At 62.5% G+C, this 14837-nt stretch carries 14 protein-coding genes; 5 read left to right on the forward strand and 9 right to left on the reverse strand.

The genetic code is table 11. The annotated features are described in order from the left end of the window. Nucleotides 1–311: 311 nt before the first annotated feature. The 6 genes from fba to tkt all read right to left on the reverse strand — a co-directional run bounded on the left by fba (nt 312) and on the right by tkt (nt 6692). Nucleotides 312–1376: a class II fructose-bisphosphate aldolase gene (gene fba / locus BLU85_RS27875; protein WP_072346296.1), complete on the reverse strand. Its 1065-nt coding sequence runs from the start codon at nt 1374–1376 to the stop codon at nt 312–314. A 275-nt stretch (nt 1377–1651) separates the two neighbouring features. Next, entirely contained in the window at nt 1652–1987 is a 336-nt protein-coding gene (locus tag BLU85_RS27880) for an MliC family protein (protein WP_092204911.1), read from the reverse strand. 56 nt (nt 1988–2043) lie between these two features. Then, nucleotides 2044–2268, reverse strand: a complete 225-nt coding sequence (locus tag BLU85_RS27885; RefSeq protein WP_092204912.1) for a hypothetical protein — start codon at nt 2266–2268, stop codon at nt 2044–2046. 31 nt (nt 2269–2299) lie between these two features. After that, nucleotides 2300–3463, reverse strand: a complete 1164-nt coding sequence (locus BLU85_RS27890; protein WP_092204913.1) for a phosphoglycerate kinase — start codon at nt 3461–3463, stop codon at nt 2300–2302. 24 nt (nt 3464–3487) lie between these two features. Continuing rightward, complete coding sequence (epd, locus tag BLU85_RS27895) at nt 3488–4543, reverse strand: erythrose-4-phosphate dehydrogenase (protein ID WP_092204914.1); 1056 nt, start codon at nt 4541–4543, stop codon at nt 3488–3490. Between the two features lie 151 nt (nt 4544–4694). Beyond that, nucleotides 4695–6692 (reverse strand): transketolase, encoded by a 1998-nt coding sequence (gene tkt / locus BLU85_RS27900; RefSeq protein WP_092204915.1) that lies wholly within the window; start codon nt 6690–6692, stop codon nt 4695–4697. 326 nt (nt 6693–7018) lie between these two features. On the opposite strand from tkt, the gene BLU85_RS27905 reads away from it, so the two are divergent. Both BLU85_RS27905 and metK read left to right on the forward strand, forming a co-directional pair. After that, the gene (locus tag BLU85_RS27905; RefSeq protein ID WP_092204916.1) at nt 7019–8014 is read left to right on the forward strand and encodes an ArsR/SmtB family transcription factor; all 996 of its coding nucleotides are present in this window, start codon (nt 7019–7021) and stop codon (nt 8012–8014) included. Between the two features lie 19 nt (nt 8015–8033). Further along, nucleotides 8034–9224 (forward strand): methionine adenosyltransferase, encoded by a 1191-nt coding sequence (gene metK / locus BLU85_RS27910; RefSeq protein WP_092204917.1) that lies wholly within the window; start codon nt 8034–8036, stop codon nt 9222–9224. Between the two features lie 224 nt (nt 9225–9448). On the opposite strand, the gene BLU85_RS27915 is transcribed toward metK, so the two are convergent. Beyond that, nucleotides 9449–10069, reverse strand: a complete 621-nt coding sequence (locus BLU85_RS27915; RefSeq protein ID WP_092204918.1) for a LysE family translocator — start codon at nt 10067–10069, stop codon at nt 9449–9451. A gap of 206 nt (nt 10070–10275) precedes the next feature. Here BLU85_RS27915 and ligB point away from each other — a divergent pair, with 206 nt between their 5' ends. Together ligB and BLU85_RS27925 are read left to right on the forward strand one after the other, a co-directional pair. Continuing rightward, nucleotides 10276–11949, forward strand: a complete 1674-nt coding sequence (gene ligB, locus BLU85_RS27920; protein WP_092204919.1) for an NAD-dependent DNA ligase LigB — start codon at nt 10276–10278, stop codon at nt 11947–11949. A gap of 91 nt (nt 11950–12040) precedes the next feature. After that, nucleotides 12041–12436 (forward strand): DUF1090 domain-containing protein, encoded by a 396-nt coding sequence (locus tag BLU85_RS27925; protein WP_092204920.1) that lies wholly within the window; start codon nt 12041–12043, stop codon nt 12434–12436. 94 nt (nt 12437–12530) lie between these two features. Here BLU85_RS27925 and BLU85_RS27930 read toward each other — a convergent pair whose 3' ends face one another. Further along, nucleotides 12531–12980 (reverse strand): c-type cytochrome, encoded by a 450-nt coding sequence (locus tag BLU85_RS27930; protein WP_060740241.1) that lies wholly within the window; start codon nt 12978–12980, stop codon nt 12531–12533. A 125-nt stretch (nt 12981–13105) separates the two neighbouring features. On the opposite strand from BLU85_RS27930, the gene BLU85_RS27935 reads away from it, so the two are divergent. Beyond that, on the forward strand, nt 13106–14293 hold the full coding sequence (locus tag BLU85_RS27935) for a murein transglycosylase A (protein ID WP_092204921.1): 1188 nt from the start codon (nt 13106–13108) through the stop codon (nt 14291–14293). Between the two features lie 154 nt (nt 14294–14447). Here the strand turns inward: BLU85_RS27935 and BLU85_RS27940 are convergent, their stop codons facing one another. Next, complete coding sequence (locus tag BLU85_RS27940; protein WP_060740239.1) at nt 14448–14831, reverse strand: MAPEG family protein; 384 nt, start codon at nt 14829–14831, stop codon at nt 14448–14450. Between the last annotated feature and the right edge of the window lie 6 nt (nt 14832–14837).

The raw sequence follows: 14837 nt of genomic DNA on the forward strand, positions 1-14837 counted from the left end.
AGGTATTGCGCAGTGGGCACCTCGGCATGGATGCCGAGGTAGCCGCGCTGGGCCATGGATGGCCCTTCGCGGCGGCCCACGGAGCAATGCCGGAGTGAGGGCACACCGAGCCTAGGCGAGGTGCCGAGTGGTGGGGCAAAGACCTTTTGGTTACTTTTGGCTGGGCCGGCATTCCGGGCGTTTGCCAAAAGTGACCCGCTGTAAGAGCGGAACCATAAGCCGCCGTTACCCAAGAAACGGATATACACACAAACCCCACCCATAAAAAAACCCGCATCACTGCGGGTTTTCTCACACCACTGAAGGAAGCCTCAGTTGACCTTAGCGTTCAACTCACCCTTCAAATACCGCTGATACATCGCTTCCAACGAGATCGGCTTAATTTTGGAAGCATTACCCGCCGTCCCAAACGCCTCATACCGCGCAATGCACACATCACGCATGGCCGTCACAGTAGCGCCGAAGAACTTACGCGGATCAAACTCACTCGGATTGGTCGCCATCAAACGACGCATGGCACCAGTGGACGCCAGGCGCAGGTCGGTGTCGATGTTGACCTTGCGCACGCCGTACTTGATGCCTTCGACGATTTCCTCAACCGGCACGCCGTAGGTTTCCTTGATGTCGCCACCGTACTGGTTGATGATCGCCAGCCATTCCTGCGGCACCGAGGACGAACCGTGCATCACCAGGTGGGTGTTGGGGATGCGCTTGTGGATTTCCTTGATGCGGTCGATGGCCAGCACGTCGCCGGTAGGTGGCTTGGTGAACTTGTAGGCGCCGTGGCTGGTGCCGATGGCGATGGCCAGGGCATCGACCTGGGTTTTCTTGACGAAGTCCGCCGCTTCTTCCGGGTCGGTCAGCATCTGGCTGTGGTCCAGCATGCCTTCGGCGCCGATGCCGTCTTCTTCACCGGCCATGCCGGTTTCCAGCGAACCCAGGCAACCCAGTTCGCCTTCCACGGAAACGCCGCAGGCGTGGGCCATGGCCACGGTCTGCTGGGTAACGCGGACGTTGTATTCGTAGTCGGTCGGGGTCTTGCCGTCTTCGCCCAGGGAACCGTCCATCATCACCGAGCTGAAGCCCAGTTGGATGGAGCGCTGGCAGACGTCCGGGCTGGTGCCGTGGTCTTGGTGCATGCACACCGGGATGTGCGGGAATTCTTCGATCGCCGCCAGGATCAGGTGACGCAGGAACGGCGCGCCGGCGTATTTGCGGGCACCGGCCGAAGCCTGGACGATCACCGGAGAGTCAGTCTTGTCAGCGGCTTCCATGATGGCGCGCATCTGCTCAAGGTTGTTGACGTTAAAGGCTGGAACGCCGTAGCCGAACTCGGCTGCGTGGTCCAGCATCTGACGCATGCTGATAAGTGCCATTGTGTGTCTCTCCCGGTCGAGGGTCGTTAATCGTGCCAGCCTGCCGGAGCGGCGGCGGCTATTCAAGTCATTGCGGATCGGGGGTTGGCCCCGGCCTGCGTGTTCGGTATCGCTAAACCCAAATACTGACGCGCTCCCTGTGGGAGCGAGCTTGCTCGCGATGAGGGCGGTACATTCAACATCACTGTTGCCTGATACACCGCTATCGCGAGCAAGCTCGCTCCCACACTGGATCCGCTCCCACATCTGGATCTCTGTGGATCCGTTCAATCGTATTACTGCGCCTTGCAGCCACGCCCAATCAAGTCATTGGTGGCGACCCAATACACCAGGCCTTCTTCACCCTTGACGTGAAAAGCCAGCATGTCGTCGCTGTACAGCGAACCTTCAGCACCCGGCTCAAGCTTGAGGCGATAAACCTTATCGGCGCCGCCCAGGCGTACATCGACTTCCTCGCGGGCGGCATCGGTGTAGCGCCAGAGCACTTTGGCCTCGCTGTCACAGGTCCAGCTCGTCCAGCCCTCTGCCACGGGCTCGGACGACTGCAAAAAACCCAGTTGCGAACAACCGGCCAGCAATGCCAACGCCATAACGGCGATCAAGCCTTTCATCCATGTTCCTCGACGGACAGCACACGCCGCCCGCCATGAGTTAAGAGTCAGACCCGTCAAGGACAACCATGTTCCTTGGCCGGGGTTTGCGTCTCGTATTTGTCCAGGCCGTCCGGTCCGGAACGCTTGTTCAGCACCGGATTCGTCTCAGCCTGCCAGTCGGCCTGGTAACAGCCTTCTTCGGGCGTCGGCGTGCCAGTTTGCGAGGCCGGAGCCTGCGGGCTGCTCGAGCAAGCCACCAGCATCGTTGCCGCCAGCAACAACGTGAACGTCTTGACCATCAGAACACTCCTTTGCCTGGTCAACGCAGCCTCAGGCCTTGGCCCGGCTTTCCAGGACTTCCACAGCCGGCAGCACCTTGCCTTCGACGAATTCGAGGAACGCGCCACCACCGGTGGAAATGTAGGAGATCTGGTCGGCCACGCCATATTTGTCGATGGCCGCCAGGGTGTCGCCGCCGCCAGCGATAGAGAACGCGGAGCTTTCGGCGATGGCCTGGGCCAGCACCTTGGTGCCGTTGCCGAACTGGTCGAACTCGAACACACCGACCGGGCCGTTCCACAGGATCGTCTGGGAGGATTTCAGCAATTGGGCGAAGTTGGCTGCGGTTTGCGGGCCGATGTCGAGGATCATGTCGTCGTCGGCCACGTCGGCCACCAGCTTGACGGTGGCCGTCGCGCTTTCGGCGAATTCCTTGGCCACGACCACGTCCACCGGCAACGGTACGCTGACCTTGGCGGCGATTTCCCGGGCGGTGTCCAGCAGGTCCGGCTCGTACAGGGATTTGCCGACCGGGTGACCGGCGGCGGCGAGGAACGTGTTGGCGATGCCGCCACCGACGATCAACTGGTTGCACACCTGGCTCAGGCTGTTGAGCACGTCCAGCTTGGTGGAGACTTTGGAGCCGGCAACAATGGCGGCCATCGGCTGGGCCGGCGAGCCCAGGGCCTTGCCCAGTGCGTCCAGCTCGGCCGCCAGCAACGGGCCGGCGGCGGCGATTTTGGCGAATTTCGCCACGCCGTGGGTCGAACCCTCGGCGCGGTGAGCGGTGCCGAAGGCGTCCATCACGAATACGTCGCACAGGGCGGCGTATTGCTGGGCCAATTCATCGGCGTTCTTTTTCTCGCCCTTGTTGAAGCGCACGTTTTCGAACAGCACGACATCACCGGCCTTCACATCCACGCCGCCCAGGTAGTCAGCGACCAACGGCACGTCGCGGCCCAGGGCACGGCTCAAGTAATCGGCTACCGGCTTGAGGCTGTTTTCCGCAGAGAACTCGCCTTCGGTCGGACGGCCCAGGTGGGAGCAGACCATCACGGCCGCGCCTTTTTCCAAGGCCAGCTTGATGGTCGGCAGCGAAGCCAGGATACGCGCGTCGCTGGTGACAACACCGTCCTTGACGGGGACGTTGAGGTCTTCGCGGATCAGTACGCGCTTACCTTGCAGATCGAGGTCGGACATCTTCAACACGGTCATGGGTCGCAATTCCTGGGTAACTGTTTAGAGAGCAGGTTTTTTCGAAGCGGTTTGCAGGTAATGCTCGGCAACGTCCAGCATTCGGTTGGCAAACCCCCATTCGTTGTCGAACCAGGCCAGGATGTTCACAAGCCGCGGCCCGGAAACACGGGTCTGGCTGGCATCGACAATGGCCGAATGGGGGTCATGGTTAAAATCACAACTGGCGTGAGGCAACTCGGTGTAAGCCAGGAGGCCTTTGAGCGGGCCGCTGGTGGCGGCTTCGCGCAGGATCCGGTTGACCTCGGTGGCGTCGGTATCGCTCACGGTCTGCATCGTGATGTCGAGGCAGGACACGTTGACCGTCGGCACCCGCACGGCTTTGGCCTGAATTCGCCCGGCAAGTTCCGGTAGCAGGCGTTCGATGCCGCGCGCCAGACCAGTGGACACCGGAATCACCGATTGAAACGCCGAACGGGTGCGGCGCAAGTCCTCATGATGGTAGGCGTCGATCACCGGCTGGTCGTTCATTGCCGAGTGGATCGTAGTGATCGACACGTATTCCAGACCAATGGCCTGGTCCAGCAGGCGCAACAGCGGCACGCCGCAGTTGGTGGTGCAGGACGCGTTGGACACCAGCAACTCTTCGCCGGTCAGGCAATCCTGGTTCACACCGTAGACGATGGTGGCGTCGACATCCGCTTCGCTGGCCATCGGCTGGGAGAACAGCACCCGCGGCGCGCCAGCCGCAAGAAAACGCTGGCCATCTTCGCGGGTGTGGTAGGCACCGGAACACTCGAGCACCAGATCGACACCCAGGGACGCCCAATCGATGCCTTCGGGGGTGGCACTGCGCAGCACTTTCACGCAGTCGCCATTGATATGCAGACAATCGCCCTCGACCCGCACTTCGCCGGGAAACCGGCCGTGGGTGGAGTCAAAGCGTGTCAGGTATTCGATGCTGGCCATGTCGGCCAGATCGTTGATGGCCACAATCTCGAACCCGGCCTTGGCTCCTCGCTCGAACAATGCACGCAAGACGCAACGACCTATCCGGCCGTAGCCGTTGAGTGCAACTTTGTAGGGACGCGGTTGGGGCATGGGGCTCTCGATTACCGTGGTGAATCCTGCAGTTCAGTATTGCCTGAGCCTGCGCTATCGCGAGCAAGCTCGCTCCCACAGGATCGGTGGAGAACCTTGTGGGAGCGAGCTTGCTCGCGATGGCGTCAGCCCGGACGATGCAACGTTCGGATCAGTCTTCCAGCAGCTCTTCAGCCTGACCCAGGATGTTTTCCAGGGTGAAGCCGAACTCCTCGAACAGCGCCGGCGCAGGCGCCGATTCGCCGTAGGTGGTCATGCCGATCACGCGGCCTTCCAGGCCCACGTACTTGTACCAGTAATCGGCATGGGCAGCCTCGATGGCGATCCGCGCGCTGACTTGCAGCGGCAATACCGCCTGCTTGTAGCCAGCATCCTGGGCATCGAACACGCTGGTGCACGGCATGGACACGACGCGTACGTTGCGGCCCTGCTCGGTCAGCTTGTCGTAGGCCTGGACGGCCAGGCCGACTTCGGAGCCGGTGGCGATCAGGATCAGTTCTGGCTCGCCGATGCAGTCCTTGAGCACGTAGCCGCCGCGCGTGATATCGCCGATCTGGTCGGCATCGCGGTTCTGGTGCTGCAGGTTCTGGCGGGAGAAGATCAGCGCCGATGGGCCGTCGTTACGCTCGAGGGCGTATTTCCAGGCCACCGCCGACTCCACCGCATCGCACGGACGCCAGGTGTCCAGGTTCGGCGTGCAACGCAGGCTCGCCAGTTGCTCGATCGGCTGGTGCGTCGGGCCATCTTCGCCCAGGCCGATGGAGTCGTGGGTGAACACATACAGGATGCGTTTTTTCATCAGCGCCGACATGCGCACGGCGTTGCGGGCGTATTCCATGAACATCAGGAAGGTGGCGCCGTAAGGTACCAGGCCGCCGTGCAGCGCGACGCCGTTCATGATCGCGCTCATGCCGAACTCGCGAACGCCGTAGTACATGTAGTTGCCGCTGGCATCTTCGGCGCTGACGCCCTTGCAGCCTTTCCACAGGGTCAGGTTGGAACCGGCCAGGTCGGCCGAACCGCCCAGCAGTTCCGGCAGCAATGGGCCGAAGGCGTTCAGGGTGTTCTGGCTGGCCTTGCGGCTGGCGATGGTTTCGCCCTTGGCGGCGACTTCAGCGATGTACGCCGAGGCTTTTTCGGCGAAGTCGGCCGGCAGCTCGCCGCTGAGGCGACGCACCAGCTCGTTTGCCAGCTCGGGGAACTCGGCGGAATAGGCAGCGAAGCGCTGGTCCCAATCGGCTTCGAGCGCACGGCCCTTTTCCTTGGCATCCCATTCGGCGTAGATGTCGGCCGGGATTTCGAACGGGCCATGGTTCCACTTCAGCGCGGCACGGGTCAGGGCGATTTCCTCGGCCCCCAGTGGCGCGCCGTGGCAGTCTTCCTTGCCTTGCTTGTTCGGCGAGCCGAAACCGATGGTGGTCTTGCAGCAGATCAGGGTCGGCTGGGCGCTTTTGCGAGCGGTCTCGATGGCGGTCTTGATCTCTTCCGGGTCGTGACCGTCGACGTTGCGGATCACCAGCCAGTTGTAGGCTTCGAAGCGCTTGGGGGTGTCATCGGTGAACCAACCTTCGACTTCGCCATCGATGGAGATGCCGTTGTCGTCGTAGAACGCGATCAGCTTGTCCAGGCCCAGGGTGCCGGCCAGGGAGGCGACTTCATGGGAAATGCCTTCCATCATGCAGCCATCGCCCAGGAACACGTAGGTGTGGTGGTCGACGACGTTATGACCTGGGCGGTTGAACTGCGCCGCCAGGACTTTCTCGGCGAGGGCAAAGCCCACCGCGTTGGCGAGGCCCTGGCCCAGCGGGCCGGTAGTGGTTTCCACGCCTGGGGTGTAGCCGTATTCCGGGTGGCCCGGGGTGCGGCTGTGCAACTGACGGAAGTTCTTCAGGTCATCGATCGACAGGTCATAGCCGGTCAGGTGCAGCAGCGAGTAGATCAACATCGAACCGTGGCCGTTGGACAGCACGAAGCGGTCACGGTCGGCGAACGAGGGGTTGCTCGGGCTGTGCTTGAGGTAGTCGCGCCAAAGCACCTCGGCGATATCCGCCATACCCATGGGGGCACCGGGATGGCCGCTGTTGGCTTTCTGCACGGCATCCATGCTGAGGGCACGAATGGCATTGGCACGCTCACGACGGCTGGGCATCGCTGTTCTCCTGCGGGTATTGAATCGAGAATGAATAAAACGAAACTGAAAAAGGCGAGCATTTTCCCTCACCCACCCGCCCCGGGGCAATGACAGATAGTCATCCTTGAGCGTTTTTCCGGTGGATAAAGTCGCATTCGCCGGGTGAAACCTTTCCGCTGATGACCTGTAGAGTCAAGCACGGATCGGGAAGTGCCATTTATCAACCAATATCAAAACTTTTTGATATTGAACTTGCGAGGATCCAAACCCCTCACTAGACTGCCCTCAACCAGACCGCCCTCACTGGGACGGACCGCCCCACCAATGAAACAGACTGCGCCACCATGAACCTGCCCGCGCCCTCCATTCGCCAAGACGACTGCGATGAGCTGGCGGCCCTTTGCAAGGCCGGCGGCGATCCGTTGCGGCTCAATGTATTGCGCGCCCTGGCCAACGATTCGTTCGGCGTGCTGGAACTGGCGCAGATCTTCGGCATCGGCCAGTCCGGCATGAGTCACCACCTCAAGGTCCTGGCCCAGGCCGACCTGGTGGCGACCCGCCGGGAAGGCAACGCCATTTTCTATCGCCGCGCCCTGCCCCACACCGACCTGCTGGGCGGCAAACTGCACGCGGCCCTGCTGGACGAAGTGGACGCACTGAGCCTGCCGACCGACGTACAGGCTCGCATCGCCCAGGTTCACGGACAACGGGCGGCCGCCAGCCAGGACTTCTTCGCACGGGTCGCAGAGAAGTTTCGCGCCCAGCAAGACCTGATCGCCGGCTTGCCGCAATACCGTGAAAGCGTGGTGGCGCTGCTCGACAAATTGAGCTTCGAGCCTGCGGCCACGGCGATCGAAGTCGGCCCCGGCGATGGCGCCTTTCTGCCGGAGCTGGCGCGGCGCTTCAGCCAGGTGACGGCGCTGGACAACAGCCCGGCCATGCTCGAGCTGGCGCGCCAGGTCTGTGAGCGCGAGGCCCTGGCTAACGTGCGCCTGCAACTGGCCGATGCACTGGACGGCATGAGCCTGCAGGCCGACTGCGTGGTATTGAACATGGTGCTGCATCATTTCGCCGCGCCGGCCGATGCACTCAAGCACATGGCTCGCCTGCTGCAACCGGGCGGCAGCCTGCTGGTGACCGAGCTATGCAGCCACAACCAGAGCTGGGCCAGGGAAGCCTGTGGCGACCTCTGGCTCGGCTTTGAACAGGACGACCTGGCCCGCTGGGCCACCGCAGCGGGCCTCGTGCCCGGGGAAAGCCTCTATGTAGGCTTACGTAATGGTTTCCAGATCCAGGTTCGCCACTTTCAGCGACCCACTGGCGACACTCACCAACGGTAACTTGTAGGAAAACATCGAGATGAGCGAATACTCCCTTTTCACCTCCGAGTCCGTGTCTGAAGGGCATCCGGACAAAATCGCCGACCAGATTTCTGATGCGGTGCTGGACGCCATCATTGCTGAAGACAAGTTCGCCCGGGTGGCGTGCGAGACTCTGGTGAAAACGGGCGTGGCGATCATCGCTGGCGAAGTCACCACGTCGGCCTGGGTCGACCTGGAACAGATCGTTCGCGACGTCATCCTGGGCATCGGCTACAACAGCTCCGACGTCGGCTTCGACGGCGCGACCTGCGGCGTGATGAACATCATCGGCAAGCAGTCCCCGGACATCAACCAGGGCGTTGACCGGGCCAAGCCTGAAGACCAGGGCGCAGGCGACCAGGGCCTGATGTTCGGCTACGCCAGCAACGAGACCGACGTGCTGATGCCGGCCCCGATCACCTTCTCGCACCAGTTGGTTCAACGCCAGGCCGAGGCCCGTAAATCCGGCCTGCTGCCTTGGCTGCGCCCGGACGCCAAGTCCCAGGTGACCTGCCGTTACGAAGGCGGCAAGGTGGTCGGTATCGACGCCGTCGTCCTGTCGACCCAGCACAACCCTGAGGTGTCCTACAAAGACCTGCGCGAAGGCGTGATGGAATTGATCGTCAAGCACGTGCTGCCTGCTGAGTTGCTGTCCAAGGACACCCAGTTCCACATCAACCCGACCGGCCAGTTCATCATCGGCGGCCCGGTGGGCGACTGCGGCCTGACCGGTCGCAAGATCATCGTCGACAGCTATGGCGGCATGGCCCGTCACGGCGGTGGCGCGTTTTCCGGCAAGGATCCATCGAAGGTTGACCGTTCGGCCGCCTACGCCGGTCGTTATGTCGCCAAGAACATCGTGGCCGCCGGCCTGGCCGAGCGCTGCGAGATCCAGGTGTCCTACGCCATTGGCGTCGCCCAGCCTACGTCGATCTCGCTGAACACCTTCGGCACCGGCAAGATCGGCGATGACAAGATCATCAACCTGGTCCGCGAAGTGTTCGACCTGCGTCCATACGCCATCACCACCATGCTCGACCTGCTGCACCCGATGTACCAGGACACCGCCGCCTACGGTCACTTCGGTCGTACGCCAGAGACCAAGACCGTCGATGGCGATACCTTCACCACGTTCACCTGGGAAAAAACCGACCGCGCGGACTCCCTGCGCGCCGCTGCCGGCCTGTAACACCCGCGTGCAAGGAAAAGCCCCTGGCGACTGGGTCGCCAGGGGCTTTTTCATGCCAGGTGCTTGACTACTCAGAGGTTAAAGTCATGCCAGGCTCTTGTGGCGAGAGCATTTATCTGTGGGAGCAAGGCTTGCCCGCGATGAGGACAACGCGGTCCCTGCGGTAACGAGGCGCCTGTATCGCGGGCAAGCCTTGCTCCCACAAAATCCCCTCGTCATGGTGCTCAAGAGCGCCGTGCCACCAGCAAAAACGAAGCCGCACTGGCGAGCAGCCCCGCACACATCCGATTGAACAGGCGCTTGCCACTGGGCCGGGCGAACAGCCGCCGCGCGTAAATGCCCATGTAGCAATACAACCCGATGGCGATGCACTCCAGCGCCAGGAACAAGCCACCCAGCACGGCGAATTGTTGGGTGACGGTACCTGTACGGTCGACGAATTGCGGCAGGAACGCAGTGAACAACAAGATTGCCTTCGGATTGCCAATCGCCACCAGGAACTCCTGGCGCGCCAGGCTGGCCCGGGTCATCGATGCGAGCCCGGCTTCGCTGTCGGCCTCGGGCCGGGCCCGCCACAACTGCACGGCCAGATAGAACAGGTAACCGGCACCGACGAGCTTGATCCCCAGGAACAGCAGCTCCGATGTGTGCAACACCGCGGTGAGGCCCACCGCAGCCAGGGCGATCATGATCGCGAACGCCAGCAACCGACCGATGCCGCCGCTGCACGCCCGGACGAAGCCATAACGCGAGGCGTTGCTGATGGAGAGCAGGTTGTTCGGCCCCGGCGCCATGTTCAGCGCAAAGCAGGCCGGAATGAAAACAGCGAGTGTCGGCAGGTCCATTCGGGCGTTCCAGACAGAGGTGGATCGAAGGCTCATTCTGCACCGGTCATTGGGCGGTTCAAGGGACAGTTGCGTGGCGAAATCCCGCGGGACTGTACCGCCGCGACTTTGCCACCAGGCGCCGCAAAATCCGGTAACGCTCCGCCCCTCGCAACAGCCGGGACGCTGACTAGCCTTCAGATACTCAACCGAGCAAGGATGCTTCGATGCCACCGTTCCTCTATGCCCTCGCCTGTCTCGTATTCATGGCCCTCCCCGCAGTAGCCGCACCCTGTCCCGACTGGGCCGCTGAACGAGCCCGGGCGGAGATCGCCGCGCTGCAACAGCAAATCGACACCTGGGACGACCGTTACCACCGCCTCGGCCAGTCGCTGGTGGCCGATGAGCTTTATGATCAATCCCGCACACAACTGGGCCAATGGCGCCACTGCTTCAATCTCGCGGCGCCCGACAATCCCTTGCGCTCAGCGGGCGGAAAAGTGCGGCATCCTGTCGTCCATACCGGCCTGGAAAAACTGAAGGATGCCGACGCCGTGGAGGCCTGGCTGCTCGGGCGAGAGGAGGTCTGGGCGCAACCGAAAGTCGATGGCGTGGCGGTCTCCCTGGTTTACCGCAAGGGCCGCCTGCATCAGGCGATCAGCCGCGGCGATGGCGTCCAGGGGCATGACTGGACCGCGAGCGCGCACCAGATCGGCGCCCTCGCGCAGCGACTGCGCCAGCCCGTGGACCTGGTCGTCCAGGGGGAGTTGTACTGGCGCCTGGACGCCCATGTCCAAGCCAGCCGTGGCAGTCTGAACGCCCGCGCAACCGTGGCGGGCTTGATGGCGCGCAACAATTTGACGGCGCAGGAAGCATCCTCCATTGGCCTGTTCGTCTGGGACTGGCCTGACGGGCCCGACACCCTGCCAGAGCGGATGGCCGCGCTGAACGCGCTGGGCTTCGCTGACACCCGCGACTACAACCAGCCTGTCCGGACACTGAAGGATGCCGAGCGGTGGCGCGACCACTGGTACCGCACCCCGCTGCCCTTCGCCAGCGATGGGATCGTCCTGCGCCAGAGCCGCCGCCCACCCGCCGACCGCTGGCAAGCCAGGACGCCGTTCTGGAGCGTGGCCTGGAAATACCCGTATGCCCAGGCCCTGGCCGAAGTGCGCAAGGTGCGCTTCAAGGTCGGGCGTACCGGGCGTATCACCCCCGTGCTGGAACTTGAACCGACCCTGCTCGACGACCGGCGAATTCGCCGGGTCAGCGTCAGCTCCCTCAAGCGCTGGGAGGAGATGGACATCCGTCCCGGCGATCGGGTCGCCATCAGCCTGGCCGGGCTGACCATTCCACGACTCGACGAGGTGGTGCTGCGCAGCCTCGAGCGCCAGGACGTCAATGCGCCTGTGGCGAGCGATCACCACTTCTTGAGCTGCTGGCAAGCGACGCCCGGCTGTGAAAGCCAATTCCTCGCACGCCTGAACTGGCTCAGCGGCAAGCACGGGCTCGCCCTGCCCCATGTCGGCCCCGGCACCTGGGAAAAACTCCTGGCGGCCGGCAGGCTTCACGGATTATTGGATTGGTTGACCCTCGATGCCGCCGAGCTTGCTAACATTGACGGCTTCGGCGAACGCACCAGCGCGCGCCTGCTCGCCAGCCTCGACAGCGCCCGGCAACGCCCTTTCGGGCAATGGCTCAAGGCCTTGGGCCTGCCCCCCATCGGTGAGGCCCGGCTGGAAGGGCCGTGGCAGGCGCTGGCCGAGCGCAGCACCGAACAATGGCAAGCCGAAGTCGGCATCGGACCGGGACGCGCCGCGCAATTGAGCGCCTTTTTTCGCGAGCCGCAGGTGCTGGCCTTGAGTGACGTATTACGCTCCGCCGGGGTCGACGGTTTTTAATCCGCCCCCCGTGCGGTTGAACCCAAGGGGCGAACATGCGTTCCAACAGCGCATCTGTACCGACCGCTCGCGATTTTTTTACGGAGTTGCTATGAATTTCCTGTCCCCCGTTGCCCTGCTGGTCTTATGCAGCGCCATGGCCGCCCCTTTGTTGGCGGACGAGCAAACCCCGGAACTCACCGGCTGCGCGGCCAAGCGCCAGGGCATCATCAACCAGATCGAACTGGCCAAGTCCCGTGGCAACCAGGACCAGCAGGCAGGCCTGGAGACCGCACTGAGTGAAGTCACCACCCATTGCACCGATGCGTCCTTGCGCAAGGAGCGTGAAAACAAGGTGCTCGATGCCAAGCACGAGGTCAGCCGGCGTCAGGCCGACCTGGAAAAGGCCATGAAGAAAGGCGATGCCGAGCGGATCAACAAACGCAAGGACAAGCTGGCAGCCTCCCGCAAGGAATTGCAGGAAGCGGTGGATGAGTTGGATAAGTGAACATTGAAAAGATCGCAGGCTTCGCCAGCGCCTACAAGGATCCGATCCAATCTGTAGGCGCTGGCTGGCGAGCCCTGCGATCTTTCAAGGCAAGTCAATAATCCCGAAACTCTTTATGACAGGCACTGCACGCATCTTCGACCTTCTGCACTGCCGGCCCCAGGTAACTGGCCCTGTACGGTTGGACTTTGCTGGCGGTCACCAACTCACCGGTGGCCGCTTCAAGGTTGCGAGCCAGCTCCTGGAAGCGCGCCTGTTTTTGCCAGACGTCATCCCGGGCGCTGGTGTGGTCTTGCTCGCGTACTTGCGGGAAGTGCTTCCACGGCTCATGGGACAATTGGTCCAGCTGCGCCGCGCCCTCGGCGAAGCGTGCGCCATCGAACGGGACTCGGCCGCGCAGCATGCCGCCCAGCTCTTCATTGGTCTTGAGCATCTGCTTGAAAATCGTCTTGCGCTGGCCCAGGGGCGAATTGGGATCGACGCCGCCACAGGCGGACAACATCAGGCAGGCCAGCACGGCCATGGAAAATCGTTTTACAAACATCTTGGCCTCGGGGCAGGAAACGGCGGTTAGTATCCTCGGGTCATCGGTAAAGACCAATGGCCCTATCAACAATACGGGTTGTTCGAGCGCCTGACAGCGTCCGAATGGCTGCAAAGGAAATCTTCATGAACAGCCGCATCAAGCCCTGGCACAAAGGCCTGGCATTGACCCTACCGCTGATGGCACTGTTGGCCGGTTGCAACCGCGGCGAAAAGGTCGAAGAACCGCAGACCCACGCCCTCGCCACCTATGTCAGCGCCCCCTGGGAGGCGCTGCCGGCGGTATCCGATGCAGACCTGCTGGCCGGTTTCGGTTCCTGGCGCAGCGCGTGCACCCGGCTCAAGGCCGATGCGACCTGGGGCCCGACCTGCGCGGCAGCGGCCAATGTGCCGCAAACCCCACAGGATGTACGCAACTTCCTGAAACAGAACCTGGACGTCTATGGCCTGCGCTCGGGGGACAACAGCCCCAACGGCCTGATTACCGGCTATTACGAGCCGGTCTACCCCGGCAGCCTCACCCAGACCACCACGGCGAATATCCCGGTCTACGGTGTACCGGAGGACATGATCATCGTGTCGCTGGACAGCATCTACCCTGAGCTCAAGGGTAAACGCTTGCGCGGCCGCCTCGAAGGCCGGGTGCTCAAGCCGTACGACGACGCGGCCACCATCGAGACCAACGGCGCGAAGGCGCCGGTCATTGCCTGGCTGACCGATCCCATGAACCTGCAATTCCTGCAAATACAGGGTTCGGGACGCATTCAATTGGCTGACGGCCGCCAACTGCGCATCGGCTATGCTGACCAGAACGGCCATCCTTACCGTCCCATCGGACGCTGGCTGGTCGAACAAGGCGAACTCAAGAAAGAAGACGTGACCATGGGCACCATCAGTGCCTGGGCCAAGGCCAACCCGAACCGCATTCCCGAATTGCTCGCCAGCAACCCCAGCTACGTGTTCTTCAACCGCAACCCCGATAGCAACGAAGGCCCGCGAGGTTCGCTGAATGTACCTCTGACCGCCGGCTACAGCGTGGCGGTGGACCGCAAGGTGATTCCGCTGGGCAGCCTGTTGTGGTTATCCACCACTCGTCCCGATGGCAGCGCCTTGAACCGCCCCGTCGCCGCCCAGGACACTGGCGGTGCGATTACCGGCGAAGTGCGGGCGGACCTGTTCTGGGGCACGGGTGAAGCGGCGGGCCAACTGGCCGGGGACATGAAACAGCAGGGACAGATCTGGATGCTCTGGCCCAAGGGCATGGCGTTGCCGCAAGTGCCTCAGGTGGCGAATGCAGTGGCCGCCAACCCTTGAGAAATGGATTGAGGGTACAGGCCCTATCGCGAGCAAGCTCGCTCCCACAGTAGATCGCCAGTGGACACATATCTTGTGTGCGGCTAGATCCAATGTGGGAGCGAGCTTGCTCGCGATAGGGCCAGTACAGACGCCGACGATTCAGCCGCCAGGCTCAAATCGAAACGAAGAAGAAACTCGCCACCAACCCTACCCCCACGAACCACACCAGCGAACGCAGAATCGCCCAGTCTGCCAGATAGCAAATGATGTAGAGCAGGCGGCTGGTGATGAACAGCACCGCCAGCACGTTGATGGTGACCAGTTCGGCGTTGCCGGCCAGGTGCGCGACGATCACGGCGGCGGCGAAAAACGGGCTGATTTCAAAGCTGTTCAGTTGCGCCGCGTAGGCACGCCGGGGCGCGCCTTCGAGTGAATCGAGAAAGTCCCGGGGATCGTGATTATCCTGCAACCGGTATTTCCCACCGGCCTTGGCGATCCCTATACACAGGTAAGGCAGGAGAAAAGCAATCAACACACACCACAGGGCAACCGTCATACCGCA

It is taken from the genome of Pseudomonas sp. NFACC14, from assembly GCF_900106885.1.
In the GTDB taxonomy this organism is placed as follows: Bacteria; Pseudomonadota; Gammaproteobacteria; order Pseudomonadales; family Pseudomonadaceae; genus Aquipseudomonas; species Aquipseudomonas fluorescens_AA.

Bases quoted from the DNA above. Each gene is read 5' to 3' on its own strand.
- BLU85_RS27885 (WP_092204912.1), bottom strand. From the start codon at position 2,268: ATGGTCAAGACGTTCACGTTGTTGCTGGCGGCAACGATGCTGGTGGCT.
- BLU85_RS27880 (WP_092204911.1), bottom strand. From the start codon at position 1,987: ATGAAAGGCTTGATCGCCGTTATGGCGTTGGCATTGCTGGCCGGTTGT.
- metK (WP_092204917.1), top strand. From the start codon at position 8,034: ATGAGCGAATACTCCCTTTTCACCTCCGAGTCCGTGTCTGAAGGGCAT.
- ligB (WP_092204919.1), top strand. From the start codon at position 10,276: ATGCCACCGTTCCTCTATGCCCTCGCCTGTCTCGTATTCATGGCCCTC.
- BLU85_RS27905 (WP_092204916.1), top strand. From the start codon at position 7,019: ATGAACCTGCCCGCGCCCTCCATTCGCCAAGACGACTGCGATGAGCTG.
- tkt (WP_092204915.1), bottom strand. From the start codon at position 6,692: ATGCCCAGCCGTCGTGAGCGTGCCAATGCCATTCGTGCCCTCAGCATG.
- BLU85_RS27915 (WP_092204918.1), bottom strand. From the start codon at position 10,069: ATGGACCTGCCGACACTCGCTGTTTTCATTCCGGCCTGCTTTGCGCTG.
- BLU85_RS27935 (WP_092204921.1), top strand. From the start codon at position 13,106: ATGAACAGCCGCATCAAGCCCTGGCACAAAGGCCTGGCATTGACCCTA.
- fba (WP_072346296.1), bottom strand. From the start codon at position 1,376: ATGGCACTTATCAGCATGCGTCAGATGCTGGACCACGCAGCCGAGTTC.
- BLU85_RS27940 (WP_060740239.1), bottom strand. From the start codon at position 14,831: ATGACGGTTGCCCTGTGGTGTGTGTTGATTGCTTTTCTCCTGCCTTAC.
- BLU85_RS27930 (WP_060740241.1), bottom strand. From the start codon at position 12,980: ATGTTTGTAAAACGATTTTCCATGGCCGTGCTGGCCTGCCTGATGTTG.
- BLU85_RS27890 (WP_092204913.1), bottom strand. From the start codon at position 3,463: ATGACCGTGTTGAAGATGTCCGACCTCGATCTGCAAGGTAAGCGCGTA.
- BLU85_RS27925 (WP_092204920.1), top strand. From the start codon at position 12,041: ATGAATTTCCTGTCCCCCGTTGCCCTGCTGGTCTTATGCAGCGCCATG.
- epd (WP_092204914.1), bottom strand. From the start codon at position 4,543: ATGCCCCAACCGCGTCCCTACAAAGTTGCACTCAACGGCTACGGCCGG.